A 26013-nucleotide genomic window follows, 5' to 3' on the forward strand; every position below is an offset into this window, starting at 1 on the left:
ATGGAGAACCTGAACGTGGGCACCGAGAACGCACCAACCCCCCAGACCGCATTCGACTACCTCGTCGTCGGCGGCGGCTCCGCCGGGGCCGCGGTCGCGGCCCGGCTCTCGGAGGACCCGTCCGTCACGGTCGCGCTGATCGAGGCCGGACCGGATGACCGGGGCATCGACGAGGTCTTGCAGCTGGACCGCTGGATGGAACTGCTCGAATCCGGCTACGACTGGGACTACCCGATCGAGGAGCAGGAAAACGGCAACTCGTTCATGCGCCACTCGCGGGCCAAGGTCATGGGCGGGTGCTCGAGCCACAATTCCTGCATCGCGTTCTGGGCCCCGGCCCAGGACCTGGACGCCTGGGAGAACGAGCACGGGGCTACCGGCTGGAACGCCGAGATGGGCTTCCGGCTCTACAAGCAGCTGGAAACCAACGAGAACGCCGGCCCGGAGGCCCCGCACCACGGGGATGCCGGCCCGGTGAGGCTGATGAACGTGCCCCCGAACGACCCCTGCGGCGTCGCGGTGCTCGATGCCTGCGAACAGGCCGGGATCCCGCGGGCCACGTTCAACAACAATCAGACGGTGCTCAACGGGGCGAACTTCTTCCAGATCAACAGGTTGGAAGACGGAACCAGGTCCTCCTCCTCGGTCTCCTACATCCACCCGATCGCGCAGCGGAAGAACTTCACGCTGCTCACCGGGCTGCAGGCCAGCAAGCTGCGCTTCAACGAGGCCAAAGCTTGCATCGGCGTCGATGTGGTCGAGGGTGCCTTCGGGCGCACCACACAGCTGAGCGCCCGCCGCGAGGTCGTCGTCTCGGCCGGTGCGATCGACACGCCCAAGCTGCTGATGCTCTCGGGCATCGGTCCGGCGCAGCATCTGGCCGAGCACGGCATCGAGGTGCTGGCCGACTCCCCGGGCGTGGGCTCGAACCTGCAGGACCACCCCGAGGGCGTGATCCAGTGGGAAGCCAAGAAGCCCATGGTCACCGAATCCACCCAGTGGTGGGAGATTGGGATCTTCACCCACACCGTGGCGGGCCTGGACCGCCCCGATTTGATGATGCACTACGGCTCGGTGCCCTTCGACATGCACACCCTGCGCCAGGGCTACCCGACCTCGGATAACGCCTTCTGCCTGACCCCCAACGTGACCCGGGCCAAGTCCCGCGGCACGGTGCGGCTGCGCAGCCGCGACTTCCGCGACAAGCCCAAGGTCGACCCGCGCTACTTCACTGATGCGCAGGGCCACGACATGAAGGTGATGGTCGCCGGGATCCGCAAGGCCCGCAAGATCATCGCCCAGCCGGCCATGGCCGCATGGGCAGGCGTGGAGCTGTATCCGGGGGCTGAGGTGCAGTCCGACGAGCAGATCGCCGACTACATCACCCGCACCCACAACACCGTGTACCACCCGGCCGGGTCGGTGCGCATGGGCGCGGAAACCGACCAGATGTCCCCGCTGGATCCGCAGCTGCGGGTCAAGGGCGTGAGTGGGCTGCGCGTGGCCGATGCGTCGGTGATGCCGGCACTGGTGACGGTGAACCCGAACATCACGGTGATGATGATCGGCGAACGCTGCGCCGAACTGATCAAGGAAAACGCCTAGCCAGATCCTTTGAGATGGGGCCCGGTGCCGGCGGTGCGCATTGAAGGCGCGCCGCCGGCACCGGGCCCCTTGGCCTTTGTCAAGAAAGGAGGATCCCCAAGATGTCCAAGGCAACAAATGGAAGCGGACTGCCCAAGGGCAGGTCCCAACGCGTATTGTCGGTCAGGTGCGCACGAGTATGAATCAAGACCTGAAATTGCCCTCCGTCAAGCCATGGGTCAAGCCCCTGGTTGGCGAGCTGGTGGCATTCCGCCGCGAGGTCCATGCCAACCCGGAGCTCTCGTTCGTGGAATACCAGACCACCGAACGCATCCTGAACCGGCTGCGCGACGCCGGCCTGGAGCCGGTCGCCCTGGAAGAGACCGGCGCCTATGTCGATATCGGGCAGGGCCCGATCGCCCTGGGGCTGCGCGCCGACATCGACGCGCTGCCGATCCTGGAAGAGACCGGCCTGGACTACGCCTCGGTCGTGGACGGGGTCGCGCACTCCTGCGGACACGACATCCACACCACCGTGATGCTCGGGGTCGCCAAGGTGCTCAAGGCCATCGACGACGAATCCCCGCTGGGCGCACGCATCCGGGTGATCTTCCAGCCCGCCGAGGAAAAAATGCCCGGGGGAGCCCTGGCCGTGATTGCCGCGGGCGTGCTGGACGAGGTCCCGCGCATCCTGGCCCTGCACTGCGAACCGCGCATCGACGCCGGGAAGATCGGCACCCGCATCGGGGCCATCACCAGCGCGAGCGACACCATCAAGATCGAGCTGGTCGGCCGCGGCGGGCACACCTCCCGCCCGCACCTGACCGAGGACCTGGTCTTCGCGATGAGCCAGATCGCCACCAACGTCCCGGCCGTGCTGGGACGGCGCATCGACGTGCGCTCGGCGGTCTCGGTGGTCTGGGGCCAGATCCACGCCGGCAGCGCACCGAACGCGATCCCGGCCACCGGCTACCTGGCCGGCACCATGCGCTGCCTGGACGGCGAGGCCTGGAAGGGCGCCGGGGACCTGCTCGACGAGGTCGTCCGCCAGGTCGCCAGCCCCTACGGGGTCGAGGTCAAGCTCGAGCACATCCGCGGAGTGCCCCCGGTGATCAACACCGAAGAGGAAACCGACCTCATCGAGGACTCGGCCCGCGCCGAAATCGGCTCGGGCGCGATCGTGCTGACCCCGCAATCCATGGGCGGGGAGGATTTCGCCTGGATGACCAACAAGGTCCCCGGGGCCATGATGCGCCTGGGCACCCGCACCCCCGGCGGCGAGGACTACGACCTGCACCGCGGGGACTACATCCCCGACGAATCGGCCATCGAGGTCGGCGTGACGGTCATGGCCGCCGCTGCCATCCGGGCCATTGCCCAACTCAGGGCCGGCGAGGACGACTAGCCGACACGCGCAGAGTTATCTGGTTGTAACATTTTCCTTCCCGCGTCAAGCGTTTTACAAGTTAGGCTATGTGGATGTGAAGCCGACACTTCCGAATCTCCGCGGCACCGCGCAAGCGATGCCCAGCGGGTGCTTGGGTCCCCGGTTTCATGCTGGCACCACAGGTGGCTAGCGGCAGTGCACCCCTTAATCGCGGGCACGGAATCGACAGGACTTCCTGGGGGTTTCGAGGCCACGGTACTTGTAGCTCGTAACTCAATGGAGGAAACCCTCATGCGCACCATCTCGCGCAAGACCGGCATGGCCGCAGCCATGCTCGGCATTTCTGCACTCGTTCTTTCCGGCTGCGGCGCGGCCCCCGAGGCCAGCCCGAGCGGCTCGGCCGGCGCCTCCGACTACCTGGCGTGCATCGTGTCCGACTCCGGCGGATTCGATGACCAGTCCTTCAACGAATCCTCCTACCGCGGCCTGACCAACGCCGGCAAGGAACTTGGATTCACCCCCAAGAGCGCCGAGTCCAAGGCGAACTCCGACTTCGCCACCAACCTCAACGGCATGATGGCAGCGGACTGCAACCTGACCGTCACCGTGGGCTTCCTGCTCGGCGACGCCACCAAGGCCGCCGCCGCCGCCAACCCGGACAAGCACTTCGCGATCGTCGACTTCGCGTACGACAAGCCGATCGCCAACGTCAAGCCGATCATCTACGACACGGCCCAGGCAGCCTACCTGGCCGGCTACACCGCGGCAGCCCAGTCGAAGACCGGCACCGTCGCCACCTTCGGAGGCATCAAGATCCCGACCGTTACCATCTTCATGGACGGCTTCGCCGACGGCGTGGACAAGTACAACACCGACAAGAACAAGGACGTCAAGCTGCTGGGCTGGGACAAGGCCAAGCAGGACGGCACCTTCACCGGCGACTTCGAGAAGCAGGACAAGGGCAAGCAGGTCACCAAGAACTTCCTGGACCAGGGCGCGGACGTCATCATGCCCGTGGCCGGACCGGTCGGCAAGGGTGCCGGCGCAGCCGTCAAGGCAGCCAACGCCGCAGGCAAGTCCGCCGCACTGGTGTGGGTCGACTCCGACGGCTTCCTCACCGCCCCGGACTACAAGGACATCATGCTGACCTCGGTCATCAAGACCATGGACACCGCTGTCGACAAGGTTGTCACCGAGGACAAGGACGGCAAGTTCGACGCCACCGCCTACGTGGGAACGCTGGAAAACACCGGTGTCGCCCTGGCACCGTTCCACGACTTCGACTCGAAGGTCTCCGCCGAGACCAAGGCCGAGCTCGAGGCCCTGAAGGCCGGGATCATCGACGGCTCGATCAAGGTCGAATCCGACTCCAGCCCCAAGTCCTAGCACCCGCTTCGGCGGGTCCGCGGACCAGGCACCAACCGGCGCGCTGCCGGCCCGGCGCCCCGACTCCTTCCAAGGGACCGGGGCGCGGGGCTGGCGGTGCGCCTTTGGCCTGCATAGTCTGGGAACCAGCCGGCTCGGGCACAACGGTTCAACGCCCGCCAGGGCGGCGAACCGGTATCTGACAACCAAGAATGGTGGTGTCGTGAAACTCGAACTCCAAGGAATCTCAAAGGCGTTTGGATCGTTCTACGCCAATGAGGACATCGACCTCGTCGTCGAAGAAGGCCAGATCCACTGCCTGCTCGGCGAAAACGGAGCCGGCAAGTCAACGCTGATGAACGTGCTCTACGGCCTCTACGAACCCACGGCCGGACGCATCCTCGTCGACGGCAAGCCCGTGGTCTTCCGCGGTCCCGGCGACGCCATGGCCGCAGGCATCGGCATGGTGCACCAGCACTTCATGCTGGTCCCGGTCTTCACCGTGGCCGAAAACGTCGCCCTGGGCGCCGAAGCCACCAAGGCCGGCGGCATCCTCGACCTCGAGGTCACCCGGAAGAAGATCCGGGAAATTTCCGACAAGTACGGTTTCGACGTCGACCCCGACGCCATTGTCGAGGACCTTCCGGTGGGCGTGCAACAGCGCGTGGAAATCATCAAGGCCCTGGTGCGCAACGCCGAGGTGCTGATCCTCGACGAGCCCACCGCCGTGCTCACCCCGCAGGAAACCGACGAACTGCTGGACATCATGCGCCAGCTCAAGTCCAACGGAACCTCCATCGTCTTCATCTCCCACAAGCTGCGCGAGGTCAAGGCCGTCTCCGACGTCATCACCGTGATCCGCCGCGGACGCGTCGTGGGGGACGCCCCGCCCGAGGCGGAGACCACCGAGCTGGCCTCCATGATGGTTGGCCGCGAGGTCAAGCTCACCATGGACAAGGAACCGGCGAACCCCGGCGAGGCGACCTTCAAGGTCAAGAACCTTTCTGTCATCTCCTCCACCGGCCAACGCGTGGTGGACGACTTGAGCTTCGAGATCCACCGCGGCGAGATCCTGGCCATCGCCGGGGTCCAGGGCAACGGGCAGACCGAGCTCACCGAGGCGATCCTGGGCATTCAGGACCGGGTCACCGGCTCGATCACCCTCGAGGGCAAGGAACTGCTGGGCCGCAGCGTCAAGCAGGTCCTCGGCTCCGGGATCGGGTTCGTGCCCGAGGACCGCACCGTCGACGGGCTCGTCCCGGAATTCACCATCGCCGAAAACCTCGTCCTTGACCTCTACGACAAGGCGCCGTTCGCCAAGGGCATCTCCATGCGCCCGGCCGAGGTCAGGAAGAACGCCGAGTCCCGGGTCGCGGAATTCGACGTGCGCACCCCTTCGGCCGAAAACCTCGCCTCCTCCCTTTCGGGCGGCAACCAGCAAAAGGTCGTGATGGCCCGCGAGCTTTCCCGCCCGCTGCGCCTGTTCATCGCCTCGCAGCCCACCCGCGGCGTGGACGTGGGCTCCATCGAGTTCCTGCACCGGCGCATCGTGGATGAACGCGACGGCGGCACCCCGGTGATGATCGTGTCCACCGAACTCGACGAGGTCATGCAGCTGGCGGACCGCATCGCGGTGCTCTACAAGGGCCGGCTGATCGGCATCGTGGGTGCCGACACCCCGCGCGACGTGCTTGGCCTGATGATGGCCGGCGTCTCGCCGAGCGAGGCCGAAAGCTCCCACCAGGACAACCCCGACGACATGGAAGGAGACTTCGCGTGAGCCAGAGCGAACTTTCCCCCGGCGCACCGCCGCCGACCCACGCCAACACCATCAACGAGCAGCAGCACGGCATCTGGGTGAGGATCACCCAGGGCCCCGGTCTCGTCTCGGTGCTGGCCGTGTTCGTCGCCCTGGTGCTCGGCGGACTGCTGATCGCCGCCACCGACGCCAAGGTCGCCACGACCGCCGGCTACCTCTTCTCCCGCCCCTCGGACTTCTTCTCCGCGCTGTGGGCGGCCGGGACCGACTCCTACGTCTCGCTCTTCCAAGGCTCGATCTACAACTCCCGGCAGGGCTTCGCACCCTTCCTGGAGACCCTGACGGTCTCCACCCCGCTGATCTGCGCCGGCCTGGGCGTCGCCCTGGCCTTCCGCGCCGGGCTGTTCAACATCGGTGCCCAGGGGCAGATCATCATCGGCTCCATCATGGCCGCCTACGCCGGATTCGCCTGGCACCTGCCCTTCGGCATCCACCTGCTGGTCGTCATCTTCATGGGTGTGCTCGGCGGCGCCGTCTGGGGCGGCCTGGTCGGCCTGCTCAAGGCCCGCACCGGCGCCCACGAAGTGATCCTCACGATCATGTTCAACTACGTGGCCCTGTATTTCCTTGACTTCCTGCTGAACACCAAGGCGTTCCAGCGCCCGGGGGAGACCAACCCGATCTCCCCGATCCTGGATCCCAGTGCCGTCTTCCCGGCGTTGCCGGGCTCCCGCCTGCACCTGGGCTTCGTGATGGCGATCGGCTTGACCATCCTGGTGGCCTGGATCCTGAACCGCTCCACCATCGGCTTCGAGTTCCGCGCCGTGGGCGCCAACCCGGCAGCCGCACGCACCGCGGGGGTGAACGTGGCCCGCTCCACGATCCTGGTCATGGCCATCGCCGGTGCGCTGGCCGGGGCCGCGGGCGTTGCCCAGGTGGCGGGCACCGAACAGGTGCTCACCGCGGGCATCGCCGCCTCGCTGGGCTTCGACGCGATCACCGTGGCCCTGCTGGGCCGCTCCACCCCGTGGGGCACCTTCTTTGCCGGCCTGCTCTTTGGCGCCTTCCGCGCCGGCGCGGTGACCATGCAGATCTCCACCGGGACCCCCATCGACATCGTGCTGGTCGTCCAGTCGCTGATCGTGCTGTTCATTGCCGCGCCTCCCTTGGTGCGCGCCATGTTCGGGCTGAACCGCAAGTCGAAGAACAAGCCCCCGAAGACGCCCAAGCACGCGGCACCCGCGCCCGCTGCACCTGCCAGCCAAGGAGGTGGCGCATGAGCGCGCCGGCCCCAACCCTGCCCGCCAAGCTCCGGCCGCTCGCCCCGGTGAGCTGGAAGACCCCGATCATGCTTTCGGTCATCGGCCTGCTTTCACTGGTGTTCTTCGGCTTCGCCGGATCCGAGCAGACCGCGACCTTCGGCATCTCCACCGGCGGCGACGTCTTCACCCTGCCGGACCTGGTGGTCCCGGGCATCGCCACCGGAATCGTGCTGGGCCTGGGGATGTGCGTGCTGGCCGGGTACTCGATCTTCCTGGCCCGCGAGCACCGCCCGACCCCGGGATGGGTGCCCATGGTCTTTGCCGCGCTGTTCATCTTCGCGTTCCTGGTCTGGGTCGTCTCAGGGGCCCGCACCCCGCAGATCTCCCTGGCCGGCCTGATCGCCGGCTCGGTCACCCTGGCCGTCCCGCTGGTCTTCGGTTCCCTGTCCGGGGTGCTGTGCGAGCGCGCCGGCGTGGTCAACATCGCCATCGAGGGGCAGCTGCTCGGCGGCGCGTTCAGCGCCGCGATCATCGCCTCGGTCACCGGCAGCCCGATGCTGGGACTGCTGGCCGCCGCCGTGGCCGGTGCCCTGGTCTCGGTGGTGCTGGCGATCTTCTCCATCAAGTACCTGGTCAACCAGATCATCGTCGGCGTGGTGCTCAACGTGCTGGTCTCGGGCATCACCGGATTCCTCTTCACCACCGTGATGCAGGAAGACCCGGAGCTCTACAACTCCCCGGGCCGCCTGCCGGTCATCGACATCCCGGGGCTCTCGGCCATCCCGATCATCGGCCCGATCCTGTTCCGCCAGTCCATCGTGGGCTACCTGATGTATATCGCGGTTGCCGCGGTGTGGATCGGGCTGTTCAAGACCCGCTGGGGCCTGCGCGTGCGCGCCGTGGGCGAGCACCCCAAGGCCGCCGACACCCTGGGCATCAAGGTCAACACCACCCGCTTCGTCAACGTGGTCCTCGGCGGGGCCATCGCCGGCATCGGCGGATCCTTCTTCACCCTGGTCGCCATCGACTCCTTCACCAAGGAAATCTCCGGCGGCCGCGGATTCATCGCCCTGGCCGCGGTGATCTTCGGACGCTGGAACCCGATCGGTGCCTTCTTCGCCGCACTGCTCTTCGGCTTCGCCGACAACCTGCAGTCGATCCTCACCATCATCGGCACCCCGGTGCCCAGCCAGTTCATGGCCATGCTGCCCTACGTCGTCACGGTCTTTGCCGTGGCCGGGTTGGTTGGCAAGTCCCGGGCGCCCGCCGCCGACGGCGAACCGTACGTCAAGGGCTAGGGAAGGAAACAGCCATGAATGAATCCTCCGGCGCCCTGCCGGTGGTGGGAGAGCCCGAGTGGGAAACCCTGCGCATGGCCGCGGTCGCGGCCATGGAACGGGCCTACGCGCCGTACTCGAAGTTCAAGGTCGGCGCCGCGGCGCTGACCGAGGACGGACGGATCGTCTCGGGCTGCAACGTGGAGAACGCCGCCTACGGGGTGACGTTGTGCGCCGAATGCAACATGGTCGGCGAGCTCTTTGCCACCGGCGGCGGGAAACTGCACGCCTTCTACTGCGTGGATTCCTCCGGGGCCGCGCTGATGCCCTGCGGGCGCTGCCGGCAGCTGCTCTCCGAGCACAGCGGCTCCGACATGGTGCTGATGACGCCGCACGGGATCCAGACCATGGAACAGGTGCTGCCCGACGCGTTCGGGCCGCACAACCTCTAAACCACTTGCCCCGCCCACCCCCCTGGAGGTGGGCGGGGCAAGGTTTTCCGACAAGGGAGCATTCATGAGCACCGAGAACTTTGACGCCGTTGACATCATCCGCACCAAGCGCGACCGCGGCACCCTGTCCGGCGAGCAGATCGACTGGACCATCGACGCCTACACCCGCGGGGTGATTGCCGAGGAGCAGATGGCGGCGCTGAACATGGCGATCCTGCTCAACGGCATGGACCGTGCGGAGATCTCCCGCTGGACCACCGCCATGATCAACTCGGGGGAGCGCATGGACTTCTCCACGCTGCGCAACGCGGACGGCACGCCCATGCGCACCACCGACAAGCACTCCACCGGCGGGGTGGGGGACAAGATCACCTTGCCGCTGGCCCCGCTGGTCGCCGTCTTCGGCGTGGCCGTCCCGCAGCTCTCGGGCCGCGGGCTGGGGCACACCGGGGGCACCCTGGACAAGCTCGAGGCCATCGCCGGCTGGCGCGCCGATCTGACCAATGCGCAGATGATGCGCCAGCTCTCCGAGGTCGGCGCGGTCATCTGCGCCGCCGGCGCCTCCCTGGCCCCGGCGGACAAGAAGCTCTATGCGCTGCGCGATGTCACCGGCACGGTTGAGGCCATCCCGCTGATCGCCTCCTCGATCATGAGCAAGAAGATCGCCGAGGGCACCGGCGCACTGGTCCTGGACGTGAAGGTCGGCTCCGGGGCGTTCATGAAGACCCTGGAGGACGCCCGCGAGCTCGCCCGCACCATGGTGAACCTGGGCACCGACGCGTCGGTGCACACCGTGGCGCTGCTGACCAACATGGACACCCCGCTGGGCTTCACCGCCGGCAACGCCATCGAGGTGGCCGAATCCATCGAGGTGCTTGCTGGCGGGGGACCTGCCGACGTCGTGGAGCTGACCATCGCGCTGGCCACCGAGATGCTCGCCGGCGCCGGGGTCAGGGACGTGGATGTTGCCGCCGCACTGAAGGACGGCCGGGCCATGGACAAGTGGCGGGCCATGATCGCCGCCCAGGGCGGGGACAACGACGCCCCGCTGCCGGTGGCCAAGGAATCGGAGACCATCTACGCGCAGGCCGACGGGGTGCTCACCTCCCTGGATGCCATGGACGTGGGGGTTGCCGCCTGGCGCCTGGGTGCCGGACGCGCCCGCCGCCAGGACCCGGTCCAGGCCGGTGCCGGCGTGCGCCTGCACGCCAAGCCCGGGGACCTGGTGCGCCGCGGGGCCCCGCTGGCCACCATGCTCACCGACACCCCCGAACGCTTCGACCGGGCCCGGGAAATCCTCGAGCAGGCAGCCACCATCGCCCCGGCCGGAAGCCGCCCGGACATGGTGCTGATCCACGAGCGGATCACCGCTTCCTGACCCCACGGCCTCTTCGGGACCCCGCCGCGGCACCATCCGTGGACCCGCGCTGCACCCGGTCCGAAAGGACCAGGTGCAACGCAGCGCGAATCAGCCCGCGGAATGATGCGCACGGCACGCAACATGCGGGAGAATGGGAACCACGCGGAGCTTGGAATCAAGACACGTATCACCTTGGGGTAATTGGGGTGGCCCGCACCAAATAATCGAAAGCCGGTTTCTTAGTGGATCTGATCAATGAAGCCATCGTGCACGCGGCCAACGCGTGGTGGATTCTGCCGGTCGTTTGCCTCTTTTGCTTCATCGACGGTTTCCTGCCCATCCTTCCGTCCGAGACGCTGTTGGTGGCACTGGGCGTCGTGGCGGCCGGCACCGGGATACCCAACGTCTACCTGCTGATCCTGGCCGGCGCGGTCGGGGCGATCACCGGGGACCAGATGGCCTACCTGCTCGGACGGCGCATCGGCACCGAACGCTTCGGCTGGATGCGCAGGCCGCGCACCCAGAAGCTCTTTGCCTTTGCCAGGCGCGAACTGAACGTGCGCGGGGCCATGCTGATCTTCACCGCCCGCTACGTCCCCATCGGCCGGGTCGTGGTGAACCTGAGCTCCGGCGCCACCGGCTTCTCGCACCGGCGCTTCACCCTGCTGGACGTTGCCGGCTGCCTGACCTGGGCCAGCTATTCGGTGGCCATCGGCGTGGTGGCCGGGGCCTGGTTCCACGACAACCAGCTGCTGGGCATCGGCCTTTCCGTGGCCCTGGCCATCGTCATGGGCTACCTGATCGACAAGCTTTCGCACGCGATCCTGGTCCGTCTGGGCCGCCGCGGCACACAACACGAAAACCCGGACGCCGCCGGGGACCGCCGCGGCGTGGAAGCCCAGCGAACCGTGCGGGTGCCCGGGCAGGACCCCGAACCCGATGCGATGGCCCCCGACGGCAACTGAACACCCGGTGGGCGTTGGGTGAACATTCGGCCCAACACCACCCCGATCCACTGTTGGAAGCCGCCGGGCCCCGCTAGGCTGGGTTTTTCATAAGCTGCCGGAGGGCCATTGCTTCCGTGGTTTTCCCGGAATCGGAGGCTCTTGCGTCTTTCGGACACGATGAGATGGCCGTGTCGCCGGTCGGGGCGTCGGATTCTATTTGGCCGAAAACGGCTTGTTCTTTCGTCTTGAAGGGGCTGCGCGGCAGGGGACCTATGCGTTGCGGCGTTCGTACCTGTCCCGCTCGTTAATTACCGGCAGGGCGTAGGAATCAAGAGAACTGCTTGCCCTTGGCCTGCAGGTGGTTCAGGAATCGTCGGGAGGACCCTGCGCTGTAGGCACGGACCAGGGTCTTCTCCTCGACTAGGTTCCCGTCCACGTCTTGGAAGTCCCCTGACAGCTGCGCCAGTGCCGAGCCCAGGGCGCGGACGTGGTCGGCTGCGGAGTTCGGGGTCCGATTACCGCCGCCCATCAGGGTGGCGAGGGTTTCCCGGTCCCGTCGCCCAGCCCGTAGTCGATGCTCACCGCCATGGGCGCGAGGCTGTATCCCCTTGAAAGTTCCGGCAGAAAGTTCCCTCTCGGAGTGCGTCGTCACGAGCGTGGCCTCGATGTCGATGATCAGCAGGTCCAGCGAGGTGGCCCGGGCTGCGGGGTTCCGTTTCCCGGCGGACTGCCAGATGCGTGACCGCATCTGGCACATGAGCGCGGTGAATCCGTCCTCGAAGGCCGTAGATTGCTCGGCGGCGCGCTCCACAAAACGGGAGACCGTCGCGTTCGAGGGTGCCGGGTCGAACAGCTCCGGGCTGTTGCGCAGTACGTCCAGGTCCGAGACGCGTTCCCCACCGCCAGCGAGCATGGTGTTCAGGCATCCGAGGATCCATCCGGGGTGTTGGGCGGCCTGTTTGGGGACGAACCGGGAGAAGTGTTCGTCGGCCAGGCTACCGAATCCGGTCCCGTCGAGGAAGGAGGCCACGGTGTCCGGCCCGGTGGCGGAGATCTGCGACTGGCCGGTCGGGGCTGCGGGAACGGCGGGGAAACACGTGTATTTAGCCTCGAGAGGATGAGCCCTGATCTGGTGTGAAATGTTGTGTGGTAACTCCATTTTCCCAGCCCAGCTCAGCTTTTCCTCGTTGAATACGCTTATTGACGGGCTTTCTCATGAAGATGCCGAGCTAGAGCTACAGAATCGAATGCGGGAATTCCGGAAATCCCCATTCAAACGGGCCATGCCTGAGATAAACGGACATGTACTAACGGGTTAACATAGTTTGCCATGCGGCTTGATAGTGATTACAGTCTCATGTGTCAGGGCAAGAATATGAGACCTCCTGTTGGAGGTTTTATTCTGCCCTTTTTTCGTGGAACTAAGTCTTCTCCAACGGCGACGTTTCACGAGAGAAAAGGTTAGGCCGTTGTCAAATATAGTTCTACGCGGTGTGCATGACGTTGTGTCCTACATCGACGCGCGCCCCAGGATTGCAGGCCGTGCCGGCCTGATCTGGTGGCTCGCGCTTAGTGGTTTGTTCTTGGACGCCTTCTCCAACTCCGCCTTGAGCGCCGGGTTGGGTCCGATGACTAAGGACCTCGAGCTCAGCGCCATGCAGGTGGCGCTACTCACCTCACTGGCCTCTTGGGTCGCCATCGTATTCAACCCGATCGGTGGCTGGCTCGCCGATAAATACGGTCGAATCCCACCGTTGGTAATTGCCAAGCTCCTAGCGCTGATCGGTGCCGGCCTGGCCGCATTCGCACCGGGTTTCGAAATGGTCCTGATCGGCCGCTTCTTCGTTGGAGCCGCCTACGGCATCGACTTCGCCATTGCGATGGCATTGTTGGCCGAATTCACCCCGGCCCGGTTCAAGAGCCGCCTCAACACCTGGCAGGGTGTCTGGTACACCGCCGTTAGCTCCAACCTGATCCTGGCCATCATGTTCTACAACATGGATGTTGGACCCGCGATCTGGCGCTATTCCGTCGGAACCGCGGGTATCGTCGCCTTGGCCCTGTTCGTCGTCCAGCTCCGCTACCTCGTTGAAAGCCCGACCTGGGCGGCACGCAAGGGGCAGCTGGAACGGGCAGCACTGTCCATGACGAAGATCTACAAGGAACCGTTTGTCGCAGCATCGACCGAGGACCGCGCACCGATCCTGAACCAGGCCACCAAGGGTTTCGCCAATGTGGCCCTGATCTTCAGGGGAATCTACCTGCCCCGCACGATCCTGGCAGGTACTGTGCAAATGGCACAGTCGATCCAGTACTTTGCCGTGGGTTGGTACCTGCCTATCATCAGCCTGACCCTCTTTGGACAGGATTTTGTCGTCGCCACGATTGGTGCCCTGGTGTTCAACCTCTTCGGCGTCGTCGGCGGTTTCATGTCCCCGAAGATCGGCAAGTACTTTGGTCTGCGCAAGGCATCCGCCATCGGCTTCGGTGCCGTGTTCATCATGCTGGTCATCATGGGCCTGTCCTACGAGACCATGCCGATCGCGCTGGCGTTCCTGGTGCCGTCACTGTTCATCCTCTTCCACTCCGGCGGACCGGGAGCCAACGGCAAGAGCCTTTCAACGTTGTCCTTCCGCAGCGAATTGCGCGCAGGCGCCAACGGCATCATCGGTGCCATCGGCAGCACCGGTGCGGCACTGGGCCTGCTGGTCTTCCCCATCCTGAAGGAAGATCTGGGGCTGGGTCCGACCTTCCTGATCCTTTCCAGCGTTCCGCTGATCGCCTGCATTATTTGCCTGGTCATCAAATGGGACCCGACTCGTGCTGCCTTGAGCCCGGATGAAGAGACCAACGCACCTCAGTTCAAGAGCGATCTGGCGCACCACAACGCGCTGGTCAAATAAGCGAAAAGGCCAAAACGCATGAAGACTCCTGCCATCCTGGCTATTGATGAAGGAACCACCGGAACCCGCGCAGCATGGGTCGACGCCGCAGGTGCGGTGCACGCTATTGAATACCGAGCGCTTGCGGTCGACAGTCCGCGCAGCGGTGTCGTTACGCAGGACGCCAACGATATCCTGCGCAAGACCGTCGAGGTCGTCCGCGCCGTCGTCGCCCGGGCTGAATCAGCCGGTGTTGAACTGGTGGCAATGGCCATCGCCACCCAAAGGGCCACCACGGTCCTCTGGGACACGGTGAGCGGCCAGGCACTCGTGCCGGCCATGGTGTGGCAGGACAACCGCTACGCGGATGAACTCGCGGAGCTGGGGCACGACTGGAATGACCGGTTGCTGGCCTCGGTGGGACGGCCCACGGGCGTACGCTCCCCGTACCTGTGGGCCGCCCACCAACTCCGCGAGTCACCCGAAGTGGCCGATGCCCACCGCGAGGGCCGGCTTGGATTCGGAACCATTGAAACCTGGCTGCTCTGGAACCTCACCGCGGAACGGTCCTACGTGGCCACACCCACTAACGCCACCTCGGCCGGGGCTTATGTGTTCTCCAAACACGAATACGAGCTCGACTGGATTCGCGCGTTGGGTTTCCCCGAAGAACTGTTGCCCGAGCTGAAGCAGGATGCCGAACTGCTCGGTCACACCGATCCGGAATTGCTCGGGGTGCGGATTCCCGTGTTGGCTGCGCTTGGTGACCAGCATGCCAGCACCATCGGACTGGGATGCATCAGCTCGGGCCAGGCCATGTGCGGTCACGGCACCGGCAGCTTCGTTGACCTGCTGACCGGGCCCACCCCTCCACAAAACCCCGGCCTGTACGACGGCACGCTGACCATGACGGGCTGGCGCAGCAGCAACCAGACTGTCTACGCGGTGGAAACCTTCACCCCGACCACGGGTTCGGCACTCGACTGGGTCTGCAACGCCCTGGGCTGGTTCGAAAACTCCAGGAAAATCAGTGAGTTGGCCGGTACTGTCCAGGGCTCCAACGGCGTGACGTTCGTTCCCAGCCTCACGGGCATCCGCACCCCCGTCGTTGAACCGGGGTTGCGTTCGTCACTGACCGGACTGTCCATGGCCACCACCCGCGCGGAGGTTGCATACGCCGTGCTTGAGGGGATCGCCCAATCGGTGGCAACTAGCGTCGAGGCCAACGCCAGGGTCGCCGGCATCGGCGTCACCGAGATCGTCGTCGGCGGGGGCCTTTCGGGCAGCGATCCGCTGATCCAAATGCAGGCGGATCTCACCGGCATCCCGATGCTTCGGCTGCCGGGCACCGAATTCGCGACGCTGCGCGGGGCCGCCTTCCTGGCTGGTTCAAACGGCGTGCTCTGGGATTCCTTGCCGGAAGCCGTCGCAGCCCTCGGCGGCGGAAGAGTATTCCAACCCCAAATCAGCGATGACCAACGCAGGGACCTGCGCGAGAGCTGGAAGGCGCGCATTGGCGCCGAACTGGAACTGGTCGACGCCTGAAGGCGTACCGACGGCACCCACCAAGATTTCTGATTGCTAAGAGAGACAACAACATGATTTCCATGCCATCCCGCAAACCCAAGGCCAACCGGGCCAAGATGGTTTCCGACACACCACTATCCCTGGGACGCGATGAGCAGATCGAACGGCTGGGAAGCGAACGATTCGACATGATCGTCGTCGGCGGCGGCGTTACCGGCGCTTACACGGCTATGGATGCCGCATTGCGCGGCTACAAGGTAGCACTGCTGGAAAAGGACGATTTCGCCTCCGGGACCTCGTCAAAATCCTCCAAGATGATCCATGGCGGACTGCGCTACATCGAGCAGGGCAACCTGCCGCTCGTACGCCATTCCCTGCTTGAACGTCAGCGTTTGCGCAAAAACGCACAACACTTGGTGCAGCGGCTGCCCTTCCTTTTCCCAGTTCTCTCCACCAACGGGGTCTTCGACCGCCGGCTGGCCGCCGGATTCGAATCGCTGTTGTGGACCTACGATCTGGCCGGGGGCTGGCGCGAGGGCGTGCTGCACCAAAAATTGACCAAAAACGAGGTGCTTTCGCACTGTCCCACCTTCAAGGCCGAAAACCTCGACGGCGGTTTCATGTACTACGACGCCCGCGCCGACGACGCCCGACTGACGCTCACGCTGGCCCGCACCGCGGCCTTCCACGGCGCGGTGCTGCTCAACGGAGCCAAGGTCACCGACGTGACCCGGCAGAACGGCAAGGTCAATGGGGTCGTCGCGGAGATCGACGGTCACGAGGTGCGTGCTTCGGCCCGGTCAGTCATCATCTCCACCGGTGTTTGGCTGCGCGATTGGACCGGTGCGGGCAAGGACGTCGACGCCCCCTCGATCCGTCCGGCCAAGGGCGTGCACATAGCGGTCCCCTGGACCAAGATCCGCAACGACTGCACCGTCACCATCCCGGTCCCGGGACGCAACAGGCGCGCCACCATCACCCGATGGGGCGACACCTCCTACCTGGGAACCACAGACGAGGACTATGAAGGCAACCTCGACGACGTCAATTGCACCCGCGAGGAAATGGACTTCCTGCTCGATGGTGCGCGCACGGCGTTGAACATCGATATCGAACCCGAAGACGTCGTGGGCAGCATGGGAGGCTGCCGGCCCCTGGTCGCGCCGCCCGGCGGCAAGACCACTGAGGTCAAGCGCAACCATGAGATCCGCACGGATCCCGACGGGCTGGTCACAGTGGTGGGCGGCAAGCTCACCACCTCGCGCCACATGGCCGAGCAGACCGTCGACGAGGCACAAAAAGTGCTCGGGGAACGACGCCGCTGCCACACGAAATCCGCATACCTGCTGGGGGCCGCGGGCTACGACGCCGAAGCCATCGTCGCCTCGGGTGGGCTTTCCTCGCACCTCGGCGAGCGCTACGGGACCGAGGCCAGATTCGTCACCGACATCCTTGCTGATGACCCGGGCCTCGGCAAGCCGATCGTCGAAGGGTTGCCCTACCTTGAAGCGGAGGTCGTGTATGCGGCCCGCCACGAGATGGCACGCAGTGTCGACGACATTCTGTCACGCCGGACCCGCGCCCGCATGATGGCACGCGATGCCTCGGCAGCCGCGGCCGAACGCGTCGGGGAACTCTTGATGAAAGAACTTGACCTTTCGGCCTTCGCAGTCGAAGAGCAAGTTGCAGCATACCGAAACCACACCGCGCACGAACGCGCCGTCCTGATGGGAGAAAAATAATTATGATCAGCAAAGAGGCAGTAAAACGCGGATACAACCGAGGCAACTACACCGTGGGTGCACCAAGCCAGCCTGGCTGGGCCGCCAACGCGGGAGAAATCTCGGGGGACTCGTTCTTCGGCACCGAGGCCGTGGCTGTCCCACAGGCGGTGCTGGATCTGCTGGCTGCCGCCGCGGACTCTGTCACCACCGATGCCGCCGCGGTCCGCGAAGGCACCCGTGATTGGTGGGCGGCATCGATGATCGCCGAAACCAGCGGACGCCCCGTTGCCCCTGAATCCGTAATAGTCTCGGTTTCCAGCACCGAACAAGTGCAGGCCGTCATGCGCATCTCCGATGCCCACAACATCCCCGTCACGGTCTCCGCCGGACGCAGCAACGTCACCGGCGCGGCACTGCCCCTGGCCGGTGGAATCGTGCTCGATATCTGCGGCATGGACAAGTTCCTCGGGTTCGATGAGCAAAGCCAGATAATCGAGGTCGAGGCCGGTGTTTTCGGCGACATCTTCGAGGAAAAGATCCAGGCCGAATACGGCATGACCTTGGGCCACTGGCCCTCCTCCTACGCCATCAGCACCGTTGGCGGCTGGGTTGCCTGCCGTGGCGCCGGGCAGCTCTCCACCCGCTACGGCAAGATCGAAGACATGGTCTTCGGCATGGACGTGGTTCTGGCCAACGGGGATCTGGTGACCCTTGGCAACAGCTCCCGTGCAGCGGTGGGCCCGGACCTGCTTCAGATGTTCATCGGTTCGGAAGGAACCCTGGGTGTTGTCACCACCATCCGCCTGCAGCTGCATCGGCTGCCGGACCACGGTCGAGCCATCGCCTATGGGTTCGAGACCTTTGCCGACGGGCTCGAGGCGTGCCGACAGATCATGCAGCAGGGGGCAACCCCGGCGGCCCTGCGCCTGTACGACAACCTGGAAAGCGGCGTCCAGTTCAACCTGCCCGACACCAACGTACTGTTGGTTGCCGACGAGGGAGCAAAGGAATCCGTCGAAGCGGGACTGGAAATCAGTGAGCGTGTTTGCGCCGAGACCGGCATCAAGCTTGACGACGAGGCGATCTTCGAGCGTTGGCTCGACACCCGGTACCTGACCGGCAAGAGCGCCGAAGGCTTCAAGAGCAGCCCCGGCCTGGTAGCGGACACCCTGGAAATGGTCGGCCGCTGGAAGGACCTGCCGGCCATCTACGATGAGGTCGTCGCCGCGGTGAACGCGATCCCGGGAACACTGGCCGGATCGGCACACCAGTCGCACGCCTACGTCGATGGCGCCTGCCTCTACTTCTCGATCCGAGGAGACATCGCGGTCGAGGAACGCGCTACCTGGTACCGTTCCGCTTGGGACGCGGCGAACGAGGTCATCATCAGGCACGGCGCTACGCTGAGCCACCACCACGGGGTCGGGCTGCTGCGAGCCCCGTACATGGAGGAGTCGCTCGGCGGCGGGTTCCAGGTATTGCGGGCGGTCAAGACCGCGTTGGATCCTAAGAATCTGCTGAACCCCGGCAAACTGGGACTCTAACCCAGGCTCCCCGCACGAGACCCCACACGAGACCCCGCTAAAAGCCAGAGGAATACCCAGATGAGCACCTTGCCCCAACATCTCAGCGAAGCGCTGACCCGCAACCCGGTGATCGCTTCCGTGTTCGGACCCCAAGCCGTGGGGCACTTCCTAGGATCCGGGTGCAAGGTGTGCATTCTAGCAAATGTGGGGTTGCACGAATTGCATGGGCTGCTCGCCGCCCTGTCCGGAGCAGGCAAGTTCACTTTCGTGAACGTCGATGCCTGCTCCGGACTCGGTCAGGACCGCGGAGCCGTCGAATACCTCAAGAGTATCGGGGTACAAGGTGTGGTGAGCACCAAGACGGCATTGATCCAGCGGGCCAACTCCACAGGCATGGCGACAATCCACAAGGTCTTTGTCACTGACCGTTCGAACCTTCCACGCAGCGCTTCGGCCGTAGATCAAAGCAAACCAGACCTTGTCCAAATCATGCCTTCGCCCGTGATCTCCCACCTGGAGCCCGGAGAGCTTCGTAGTCTTTCACCGTTCATTGCCTCGGGCTTCATCAAGTCCGCGCCGGATGTCGCGTCCCTATTGAGTGCGGGCGCCATCGGCGTTTCTTCTAGCAGCCCGGAATTGTGGGACCTGGCCGGGCGCACCTAACCAACCGACCGACACGAGGAATTGAGAATCCACGCCATGTCACAAAGCTATTTCCAAGTCATCGCACATTACTTCCCTAAGCCGGAGGAAGTCCAGAACGTGCTGGAGTTACTCGGCCAGTTGGCCATCGAGAGCCGAAAAGAAGAGGCAAACATGTCCTATGGCTTCTTCCGAGGTGCCGAGGACCCGGCGCACATCGTGATCCTTGAGCGGTACCGCGATGCGGCAGGGTTTGCCGCGCACCGCGAGTACGAACACTTCCAGCGCATCGGTCTGGGACAGATCATTCCCAAACTTTCCGATCGCCGCATCGAGTCGTACGAAGGCAGCACCGATGCCTAACAACCCGGCGGAAACCGCAACCCACATGCATAGCGCCGTGCTGCACGCCAGCGGCGCCGCACGGCCCTACGCGACGAGCAGGCCGCTGACTCTGGAACACTTGGAAATACCGGCCCCGCGCGCCGGGGAAGTCCTGGTGAAGATCGAACGCGCCAGCCTCTGCCACTCCGATCTGTCGGTCATCAACGGCTCCAGGCCGCGACCGCTGCCGATGGTGCTGGGCCACGAGGCAAGCGGCACCATTGCCGGTGTTGGCCCCGGAATGACCGACGTGCCGATGGGGTCTAAAGTCGTGCTGGTTTTCGTGCCCAGTTGCGGAGACTGCCGCGCCTGCGCCGCGGGGCGCCCTGCCCTATGTCACCGTGCGGCCGAATCCAACGGAACCGGCGACCTGCTCCACGGCCCGGCGGCGCTCAGCGGCGCCGACGGCACCCGCATCAACCACCATCTAGGCGTCTCCGCATTTTCACAGTACGCGGTGGTGGCGCGCGAGTCGGTGGTGGTGATCGAGGACGACGTGCCCTTCGACGTTGCGGCGATGTTCGGCTGCGCAGCATTGACCGGCATCGGTGCCGTACTCAACACCGCCAAAGTACTGCCGAGGCAATCGGTGATCGTCTTTGGCTTGGGCGCCGTGGGATTGATGTCGGTGATGGCGGCCGCGCAAATCCCGGGTACCACGGTCATCGCCATCGACCCGTTGGCGGAGAAGCAGGCGCTGGCGCTCAAGTGCGGGGCCCACGTGGCAGGATCCCCGGCGGAGGCAGCCGCGCTGGTGGCCGCCCATGCCGGAGACGGTGTCGATGTTGCGGTGGAAGCCGTGGGCAGCGCCCGCGTCATCGAAAACTGTTTGGGGTTGCTGACCCGCGGCGGCGCCCTTGTCTCGGTGGGCTTGCCGCACCCGGACCAAAGGCTCGATGTCCAGGCACTGCAATTCGCCGGAATGGGCAAACGCCTGCTGGGCTCCTACATGGGCGATGCCAACCCCGCCATTGACATCCCCGCCTATGTCGCCATGTGGCGGGCAGGAAGGCTTCCCGTGGAGTTGCTGCACACGGACACCAAGCCGGCGGACGAGCTCAACGAGGGTTTGGACGCCTTGGCCGACGGATTGGTGGTGCGCAGGCTCTTTGACTTCGGAAGCTAGCAGAACGCGGATTGGAACGGCAGGTGAACATTCGGCCCAACACCACCCCGATCCACTGTTGGAAGCCGTCGGGCCCCGCTAGGCTGGGCGGGTGACTGACGAGATGATCCACATTGCCTATGACCCTTCCTTCGACTTCAAGGCCCTTCCCAAGGTCTCGCTGCACGACCACCTCGACGGGGGATTGCGCCCGCAAACCATCATCGAGCTGGCCGCCGCCGCGGGCCACGAGCTTCCTTCCACCAACGCCGAGGAACTCGGCGCCTGGTTCCGGGCCTCGGCCGACTCCGGTTCGCTGGAGCGCTACCTCGAAACCTTTGAACACACCATCGCGGTGATGCAGACCAAGGACGCGCTCAAGCGGGTCGCGGCCGAATTCGTCGAGGACCTGGTCGCCGACGGCGTGGTCTACGCCGAGGTGCGCTGGGCACCCGAGCAGCACCAGCGGGACGGCCTGTCCTTGGACGACGCCGTCGAGGCCGTGCAGGCGGGACTCGAGGAGGCCAGCGAGCGGCTGACCGAGGCCGGCACCCCGATCCAGGTCGGCCAGCTGGTCACCGCCATGCGCCACGCCGACCGCGGCGTTGAGATCGCCGAGCTGGCCCTGCGCCACCGCTCGCGCGGTGTGGTGGGCTTTGACATCGCCGGCGCCGAGGACGGGTTCCCGCCCTCGCGCATGAAGGAGGCCTTCGACCTGCTGGCGGAGAACTTCTTCCCCACCACAGTGCACGCCGGGGAGGCCGCGGGCCTTGACTCTATCCGCGACGCGCTGATCACCGGACGGGCCCAGCGCCTGGGCCACGGCGTGCGCATCGCCGAGGACATCGAGATCCAGTTCGGCGGGCTCGACGACGACGGCGAGGAGGTCGGCGACGACACCGGCCTGGTCAATCTGGGCCCGGTCGCCAATTGGGTCCGCGACCGCGGCATCGCCCTGGAGATCTGCCCGTCCTCCAACCTGCAGACCGGAGCCACCGCCGCCTTCGGCGACGGCATCGAATCTCACCCGGTGGACCTTTTGGTGCAGACCGGGTTCAACGTCACCATCTCCCCGGACAACCGGCTGATGAGCGGCACCACGATCTCGGACGAGTTCGAGCTGCTCGTCGAGGCCTTCGACTACGACCTCGAGGACCTGCTGGACCTCACGCTGAACGCCGCCGAGGCGGCCTTCCTCCCGCTGGAGGAACGCGAGGCCCTGGTGGACTTCATCAACGAGGCCTACGAGCAGATGTCCGACGAGCAGAACGGCGACGACGACGAGTTCGAGGACTTCGACGACGAGGACGACGACTAACAGCCGTCCGCCTTACGGGGGAGCGGATCTTCCGCTTCCCCGGCACCGGCCGCCGGTGCATCAGTGCCCGTCTTGGGGCGCCGGTGCACCGGCGTCGGTGCTTAATACCCAGGGCCGGTCCGGGGAACCACCGAACCGACCCGGCCGCCGAAGGCCGCTGCGCGCGACCCAAACCGAATGATTGGGATTCCACATCGAGGGGGTAAAAGATTAAGCATCCGATGCAAGATGTGACTCACACTGGATCGGGCCCGCGGGGCCGACACGAACGGTGTCCGATAGTGTTGGACGCGGGCAACGACGCCCACGGGTTTTGCAACCGGCCTGCGGCTTTCGGCAACGGCACGTGCACGGCCCCTTCGCACCAACGGGGAGAGAACCACCAGTGAGTGAGCAGGTCGACCGCCTCGTCGAGATCATTTCCCAGCTGCGCGAACATTGCGCCTGGACCGCCGCGCTGACCCACGAATCCCTGGTCCGGTACCTGCTCGAGGAATCCTACGAGCTCACCGAGGCCATCGAGTCCCACGCCCCGGATGCCGAGCTGGAAGCCGAACTTGGCGACATCCTGCTGCAGGTGCTCCTGCACGCCTCAATCGGCGCCGAGCGCCGGTCCTTCGACTTCGATTCCATCGCCGCCTTCCTGGCCGCGAAGATGGTGCGCCGCAACACCCACATCTTCCACCCCGACGGCAGCCTCAAGGACAGCTTCCCGGACTCGATCGCCGAGATCATCGAGTCCTGGGACCGCGCCAAGCGCGCCGAAAAACCGCTGAACGAGTCGCCGACCGCGGGCATGCCCAAGAACCTGCCGGCGCTGCTCTATGCCCAAACCTTTCTCTCCCGCACCGAGAGGCACGCGGCGATCACCGATGCCGGTGCCGCGCCCGGCGTGGATACGGGGACGAACCAGGATTCCATCGTTCCGCCGGATGCGCCGCACCTTGGCGCTCCGGAAAACGAACAGGAACTGGGCGAGCAGCTGCTCGCCCTGTGCGACGCGGCCCGTTCCCGGGGCCTCGACGCCGAACGAGCCCTGCGCACTGTCGTGCAGCAACGCATTGCATTGGCGCAGGGCGAAACGCAGGAAACAACTTAGTGAACTGCCTCTCGCCCAAGCTAGGCTAGGGGCAGGCAACGGCGCCTGCGTCATGCAGTTCACGTTCGACCAACATCCACACCTTGAAGGAGTACCTTCCCATGGCATTGATTGAAGCCATCCACGCCCGCGAGATCCTCGATTCGCGCGGCAACCCAACCGTTGAGGTTGAGGTCCTGCTCTCCGACGGCTCGATGGGCCGCGCAGCGGTTCCTTCCGGTGCCTCCACCGGTGCCTTCGAGGCAGCAGAGCGCCGCGACGAAGATCCCAAGCGTTACCAGGGCAAGGGTGTCCTTGGCGCCGTCAACGCCGTCATCGATGACATCGGCGAAGTCGTCGAGGGAATGGACGCCACCGACCAGCGTGCACTCGATGCCGCAATGATCGACCTGGACGGCACGTCCAACAAGTCCAAGCTGGGCGCCAACGCGATCCTGGGCGTCTCGCTCGCCGTGGCCAACGCCGCCGCCGAGTCCTCGAACCTGCCGCTGTACAAGTACCTGGGCGGCCCGAACGCCCACGTGCTGCCGGTTCCGCTGATGAACATCCTCAACGGCGGCTCGCACGCCGACTCCGATGTGGACATCCAGGAATTCATGATTGCCCCGATCGGCGCATCGACCTTCTCCGAGGGCCTGCGCTGGGGCGTTGAGGTCTACCACAACCTCAAGGCCGTGCTCAAGGAAAAGGGCCTGTCCACCGGCCTAGGCGACGAGGGCGGCTTCGCCCCGAACCTGCCCTCCAACCGTGCGGCCCTCGAGCTGATCACCGAGGCCATCACCCGCTCCGGCTACACCCCGGGCGAAGACATTGCCCTGGCCCTGGATGTTGCCTCCTCGGAGTTCTTCGAGAACGGCACCTACCAGTTCGAAGGCAAGTCGATCACCGCCCAGGAAATGAGCGACTACTACGCACAGCTGGTCGCCGACTTCCCGCTGGTCTCCATCGAGGACCCGCTGGACGAGGACGACTGGGAAGGCTGGAAGACCCTCACCGACGCCATCGGCGACAAGGTCCAGCTGGTGGGCGACGACTTGTTCGTCACCAACCCTGAGCGCCTGGCCCGCGGCATCGAGACCGGCACCGCCAACTCGCTGCTGGTGAAGGTCAACCAGATCGGCACCCTGACCGAGACCCTGGACGCCATCTCGATGGCCCAGCGTGCCGGCTACTCCACGATCACCTCGCACCGCTCGGGCGAGACCGAGGACACCACCATCGCCGACATCTGCGTGGCCACCAACGCCGGGCAGATCAAGACCGGTGCCCCGGCCCGCTCGGAGCGCGTGGCGAAGTACAACCAGCTGCTGCGCATCGAGGAAGAACTCGGCGATGCGGCGGTTTACGCCGGTGCCGGCGCCTTCCCGCGTTTCGGTGCCTAACCAGCCGTAATTACACGTAGGCTCGTGGGGGAACTATTCTTGGTTCCCCCACGAGTTTTTGTGTTAACCCCCGAAAGCTTGAGACGACGAAGAACCCCGGGGCCATGTGAAAAGGGCTCCGGACCGAGAGGGCAAAGGAGCACGATGGCCACGCGACGTCCTCCCATGCCGCGCTCCGGGACCTCGGCCAAGGGCCCGGCACGCGGGGACGACACCGATCCGCAGCGAGCCGCTGCCTCCGAGGCACCGCCCAAGCGCCCGCGGCAACACCGCGAAGAACCCCGCCAGGCACAGTCGGCTCCCAGGCCCGCGGCCGCTCCTGCGCGTCCCAAGGTCGTTCCGCTGGGCCGGGTGACCGCCTCGGGCAAGCCCGCTCCGGCGTCCCCGAAGCCTGCCGCGGCGAAGCCCGCCGCGACCAAGGCGGCCCCGAAGCCGCGGACCGGACCCAAGCCCGCTTCCAAGCCGGCCGCAAAACCCAAGGCCAAGGCCAAGACCAGCGCCTCGCAGCGGCGCATCGAGGACCGGAACCTGCTCTCCGGTGCCGTGCGCAAGGACGCCCAGGCTGCCCCGCCCGAATCCCGCAAGGGACCCGCGGGCCCCAAGAAGCCCATTCCGGCGCGCAGCTTTTCCGGCCGCCTGCTGGCGTTGAGCATCGCGTTGTCGGTCTTTGCGGTGCTGCTGGTGCCCAGCATCGGCACCTATGCGCGCCAGCGCGACGAGATTGCCGCGCTGCGCACCTCGATTGCCGCCAAGCAGGCCGAGCAGGAAGCGCTCAAGGACCAGATCGCCCGCTGGGACGATCCGCTGTACATCAAGCAGCAGGCCCGCGACCGGATAAACTTGGTCATGCCGGGCGAGCGGAACTACATGGTCGTCGGCACCCGCCCCGAGGAAACAGCGCCAGGCGAGCCCAACCAAAGCCCCAAGGAAGTCCGCACCGACCTGCCCTGGGTCGATGCGCTCTTCGACTCGGCGCAGCGCGCCGCCACCGACTGAGCCGCACGGCCGCACACACACCTTTTTCATGACAC

21 protein-coding genes are annotated in these 26013 nt (G+C 65.5%); 20 read left to right on the forward strand and 1 reads right to left on the reverse strand.

Going from position 1 to position 26013, the window contains the following annotated elements:
• From FPY90_RS18495 to FPY90_RS18535, 9 genes are all read left to right on the forward strand, one after another.
• The gene (locus FPY90_RS18495) at positions 1-1605 is read left to right on the forward strand and encodes a GMC family oxidoreductase (protein ID WP_498682671.1); all 1605 of its coding nucleotides are present in this window, start codon (positions 1-3) and stop codon (positions 1603-1605) included.
• Between the two features lie 178 nt (positions 1606-1783).
• Positions 1784-2989 (forward strand): amidohydrolase, encoded by a 1206-nt coding sequence (locus tag FPY90_RS18500; protein WP_498682672.1) that lies wholly within the window; start codon positions 1784-1786, stop codon positions 2987-2989.
• A 273-nt stretch (positions 2990-3262) separates the two neighbouring features.
• A complete protein-coding gene (locus FPY90_RS18505) occupies positions 3263-4357 on the forward strand; it encodes a BMP family lipoprotein (RefSeq protein ID WP_498682674.1) in 1095 nt (364 codons plus the stop codon).
• A 202-nt stretch (positions 4358-4559) separates the two neighbouring features.
• Positions 4560-6116, forward strand: a complete 1557-nt coding sequence (locus FPY90_RS18510; RefSeq protein ID WP_498682676.1) for an ABC transporter ATP-binding protein — start codon at positions 4560-4562, stop codon at positions 6114-6116.
• 50 nt (positions 6117-6166) lie between these two features.
• Positions 6167-7375 (forward strand): ABC transporter permease, encoded by a 1209-nt coding sequence (locus tag FPY90_RS18515; protein ID WP_498685615.1) that lies wholly within the window; start codon positions 6167-6169, stop codon positions 7373-7375.
• Positions 7372-8655, forward strand: a complete 1284-nt coding sequence (locus FPY90_RS18520; protein WP_498682677.1) for an ABC transporter permease — start codon at positions 7372-7374, stop codon at positions 8653-8655. The genes FPY90_RS18515 and FPY90_RS18520 overlap by 4 nt, the downstream gene beginning before the upstream one ends.
• Before the next feature lie 14 nt (positions 8656-8669).
• Positions 8670-9086 (forward strand): cytidine deaminase, encoded by a 417-nt coding sequence (locus FPY90_RS18525; RefSeq protein WP_498682678.1) that lies wholly within the window; start codon positions 8670-8672, stop codon positions 9084-9086.
• A gap of 64 nt (positions 9087-9150) precedes the next feature.
• Positions 9151-10464, forward strand: coding sequence for a thymidine phosphorylase (locus tag FPY90_RS18530; RefSeq protein WP_498682679.1), 1314 nt, complete (start codon positions 9151-9153; stop codon positions 10462-10464).
• A 224-nt stretch (positions 10465-10688) separates the two neighbouring features.
• On the forward strand, positions 10689-11411 hold the full coding sequence (locus FPY90_RS18535; RefSeq protein WP_498682681.1) for a DedA family protein: 723 nt from the start codon (positions 10689-10691) through the stop codon (positions 11409-11411).
• Positions 11412-11721: 310 nt separating this feature from the next.
• Here the strand turns inward: FPY90_RS18535 and FPY90_RS18540 are convergent, their stop codons facing one another.
• Positions 11722-12552: a hypothetical protein gene (locus FPY90_RS18540; protein WP_498682682.1), complete on the reverse strand. Its 831-nt coding sequence runs from the start codon at positions 12550-12552 to the stop codon at positions 11722-11724.
• Between the two features lie 334 nt (positions 12553-12886).
• Between FPY90_RS18540 and FPY90_RS18545 the strand changes: the two genes are divergently transcribed.
• The 11 genes from FPY90_RS18545 to FPY90_RS18595 all read left to right on the forward strand — a co-directional run bounded on the left by FPY90_RS18545 (position 12887) and on the right by FPY90_RS18595 (position 25978).
• On the forward strand, positions 12887-14296 hold the full coding sequence (locus FPY90_RS18545) for an MFS transporter (RefSeq protein WP_498682684.1): 1410 nt from the start codon (positions 12887-12889) through the stop codon (positions 14294-14296).
• Between the two features lie 18 nt (positions 14297-14314).
• Positions 14315-15820, forward strand: coding sequence for an FGGY family carbohydrate kinase (locus tag FPY90_RS18550; RefSeq protein WP_498682686.1), 1506 nt, complete (start codon positions 14315-14317; stop codon positions 15818-15820).
• Between the two features lie 62 nt (positions 15821-15882).
• Positions 15883-17544 (forward strand): glycerol-3-phosphate dehydrogenase/oxidase, encoded by a 1662-nt coding sequence (locus FPY90_RS18555; protein WP_498682688.1) that lies wholly within the window; start codon positions 15883-15885, stop codon positions 17542-17544.
• 2 nt (positions 17545-17546) lie between these two features.
• Positions 17547-19070: an FAD-binding oxidoreductase gene (locus tag FPY90_RS18560; protein WP_498682689.1), complete on the forward strand. Its 1524-nt coding sequence runs from the start codon at positions 17547-17549 to the stop codon at positions 19068-19070.
• A 60-nt stretch (positions 19071-19130) separates the two neighbouring features.
• Positions 19131-19715 carry a glycerol-3-phosphate responsive antiterminator gene (locus FPY90_RS18565; RefSeq protein WP_498682691.1) on the forward strand — a complete coding sequence of 195 codons (585 nt, stop codon included), beginning with the start codon at positions 19131-19133 and terminating at the stop codon, positions 19713-19715.
• A gap of 36 nt (positions 19716-19751) precedes the next feature.
• Entirely contained in the window at positions 19752-20057 is a 306-nt protein-coding gene (locus FPY90_RS18570) for a putative quinol monooxygenase (protein ID WP_498682693.1), read from the forward strand.
• A 25-nt stretch (positions 20058-20082) separates the two neighbouring features.
• Positions 20083-21204 carry an alcohol dehydrogenase catalytic domain-containing protein gene (locus FPY90_RS18575; RefSeq protein ID WP_498685616.1) on the forward strand — a complete coding sequence of 374 codons (1122 nt, stop codon included), beginning with the start codon at positions 20083-20085 and terminating at the stop codon, positions 21202-21204.
• A 103-nt stretch (positions 21205-21307) separates the two neighbouring features.
• Entirely contained in the window at positions 21308-22501 is a 1194-nt protein-coding gene (locus FPY90_RS18580) for an adenosine deaminase (RefSeq protein WP_498685617.1), read from the forward strand.
• Between the two features lie 385 nt (positions 22502-22886).
• Positions 22887-23600 carry a MazG nucleotide pyrophosphohydrolase domain-containing protein gene (locus tag FPY90_RS18585; protein ID WP_071215428.1) on the forward strand — a complete coding sequence of 238 codons (714 nt, stop codon included), beginning with the start codon at positions 22887-22889 and terminating at the stop codon, positions 23598-23600.
• Between the two features lie 101 nt (positions 23601-23701).
• The gene (gene eno, locus FPY90_RS18590) at positions 23702-24982 is read left to right on the forward strand and encodes a phosphopyruvate hydratase (protein WP_071215429.1); all 1281 of its coding nucleotides are present in this window, start codon (positions 23702-23704) and stop codon (positions 24980-24982) included.
• Positions 24983-25126: 144 nt separating this feature from the next.
• Positions 25127-25978: an FtsB family cell division protein gene (locus tag FPY90_RS18595; protein ID WP_286135425.1), complete on the forward strand. Its 852-nt coding sequence runs from the start codon at positions 25127-25129 to the stop codon at positions 25976-25978.
• Positions 25979-26013: the final 35 nt, after the last annotated feature.

The organism is Arthrobacter sp. C2 (genome assembly GCA_024207135.1).
Lineage (GTDB): Bacteria > Actinomycetota > Actinomycetes > Actinomycetales > Micrococcaceae > Paeniglutamicibacter.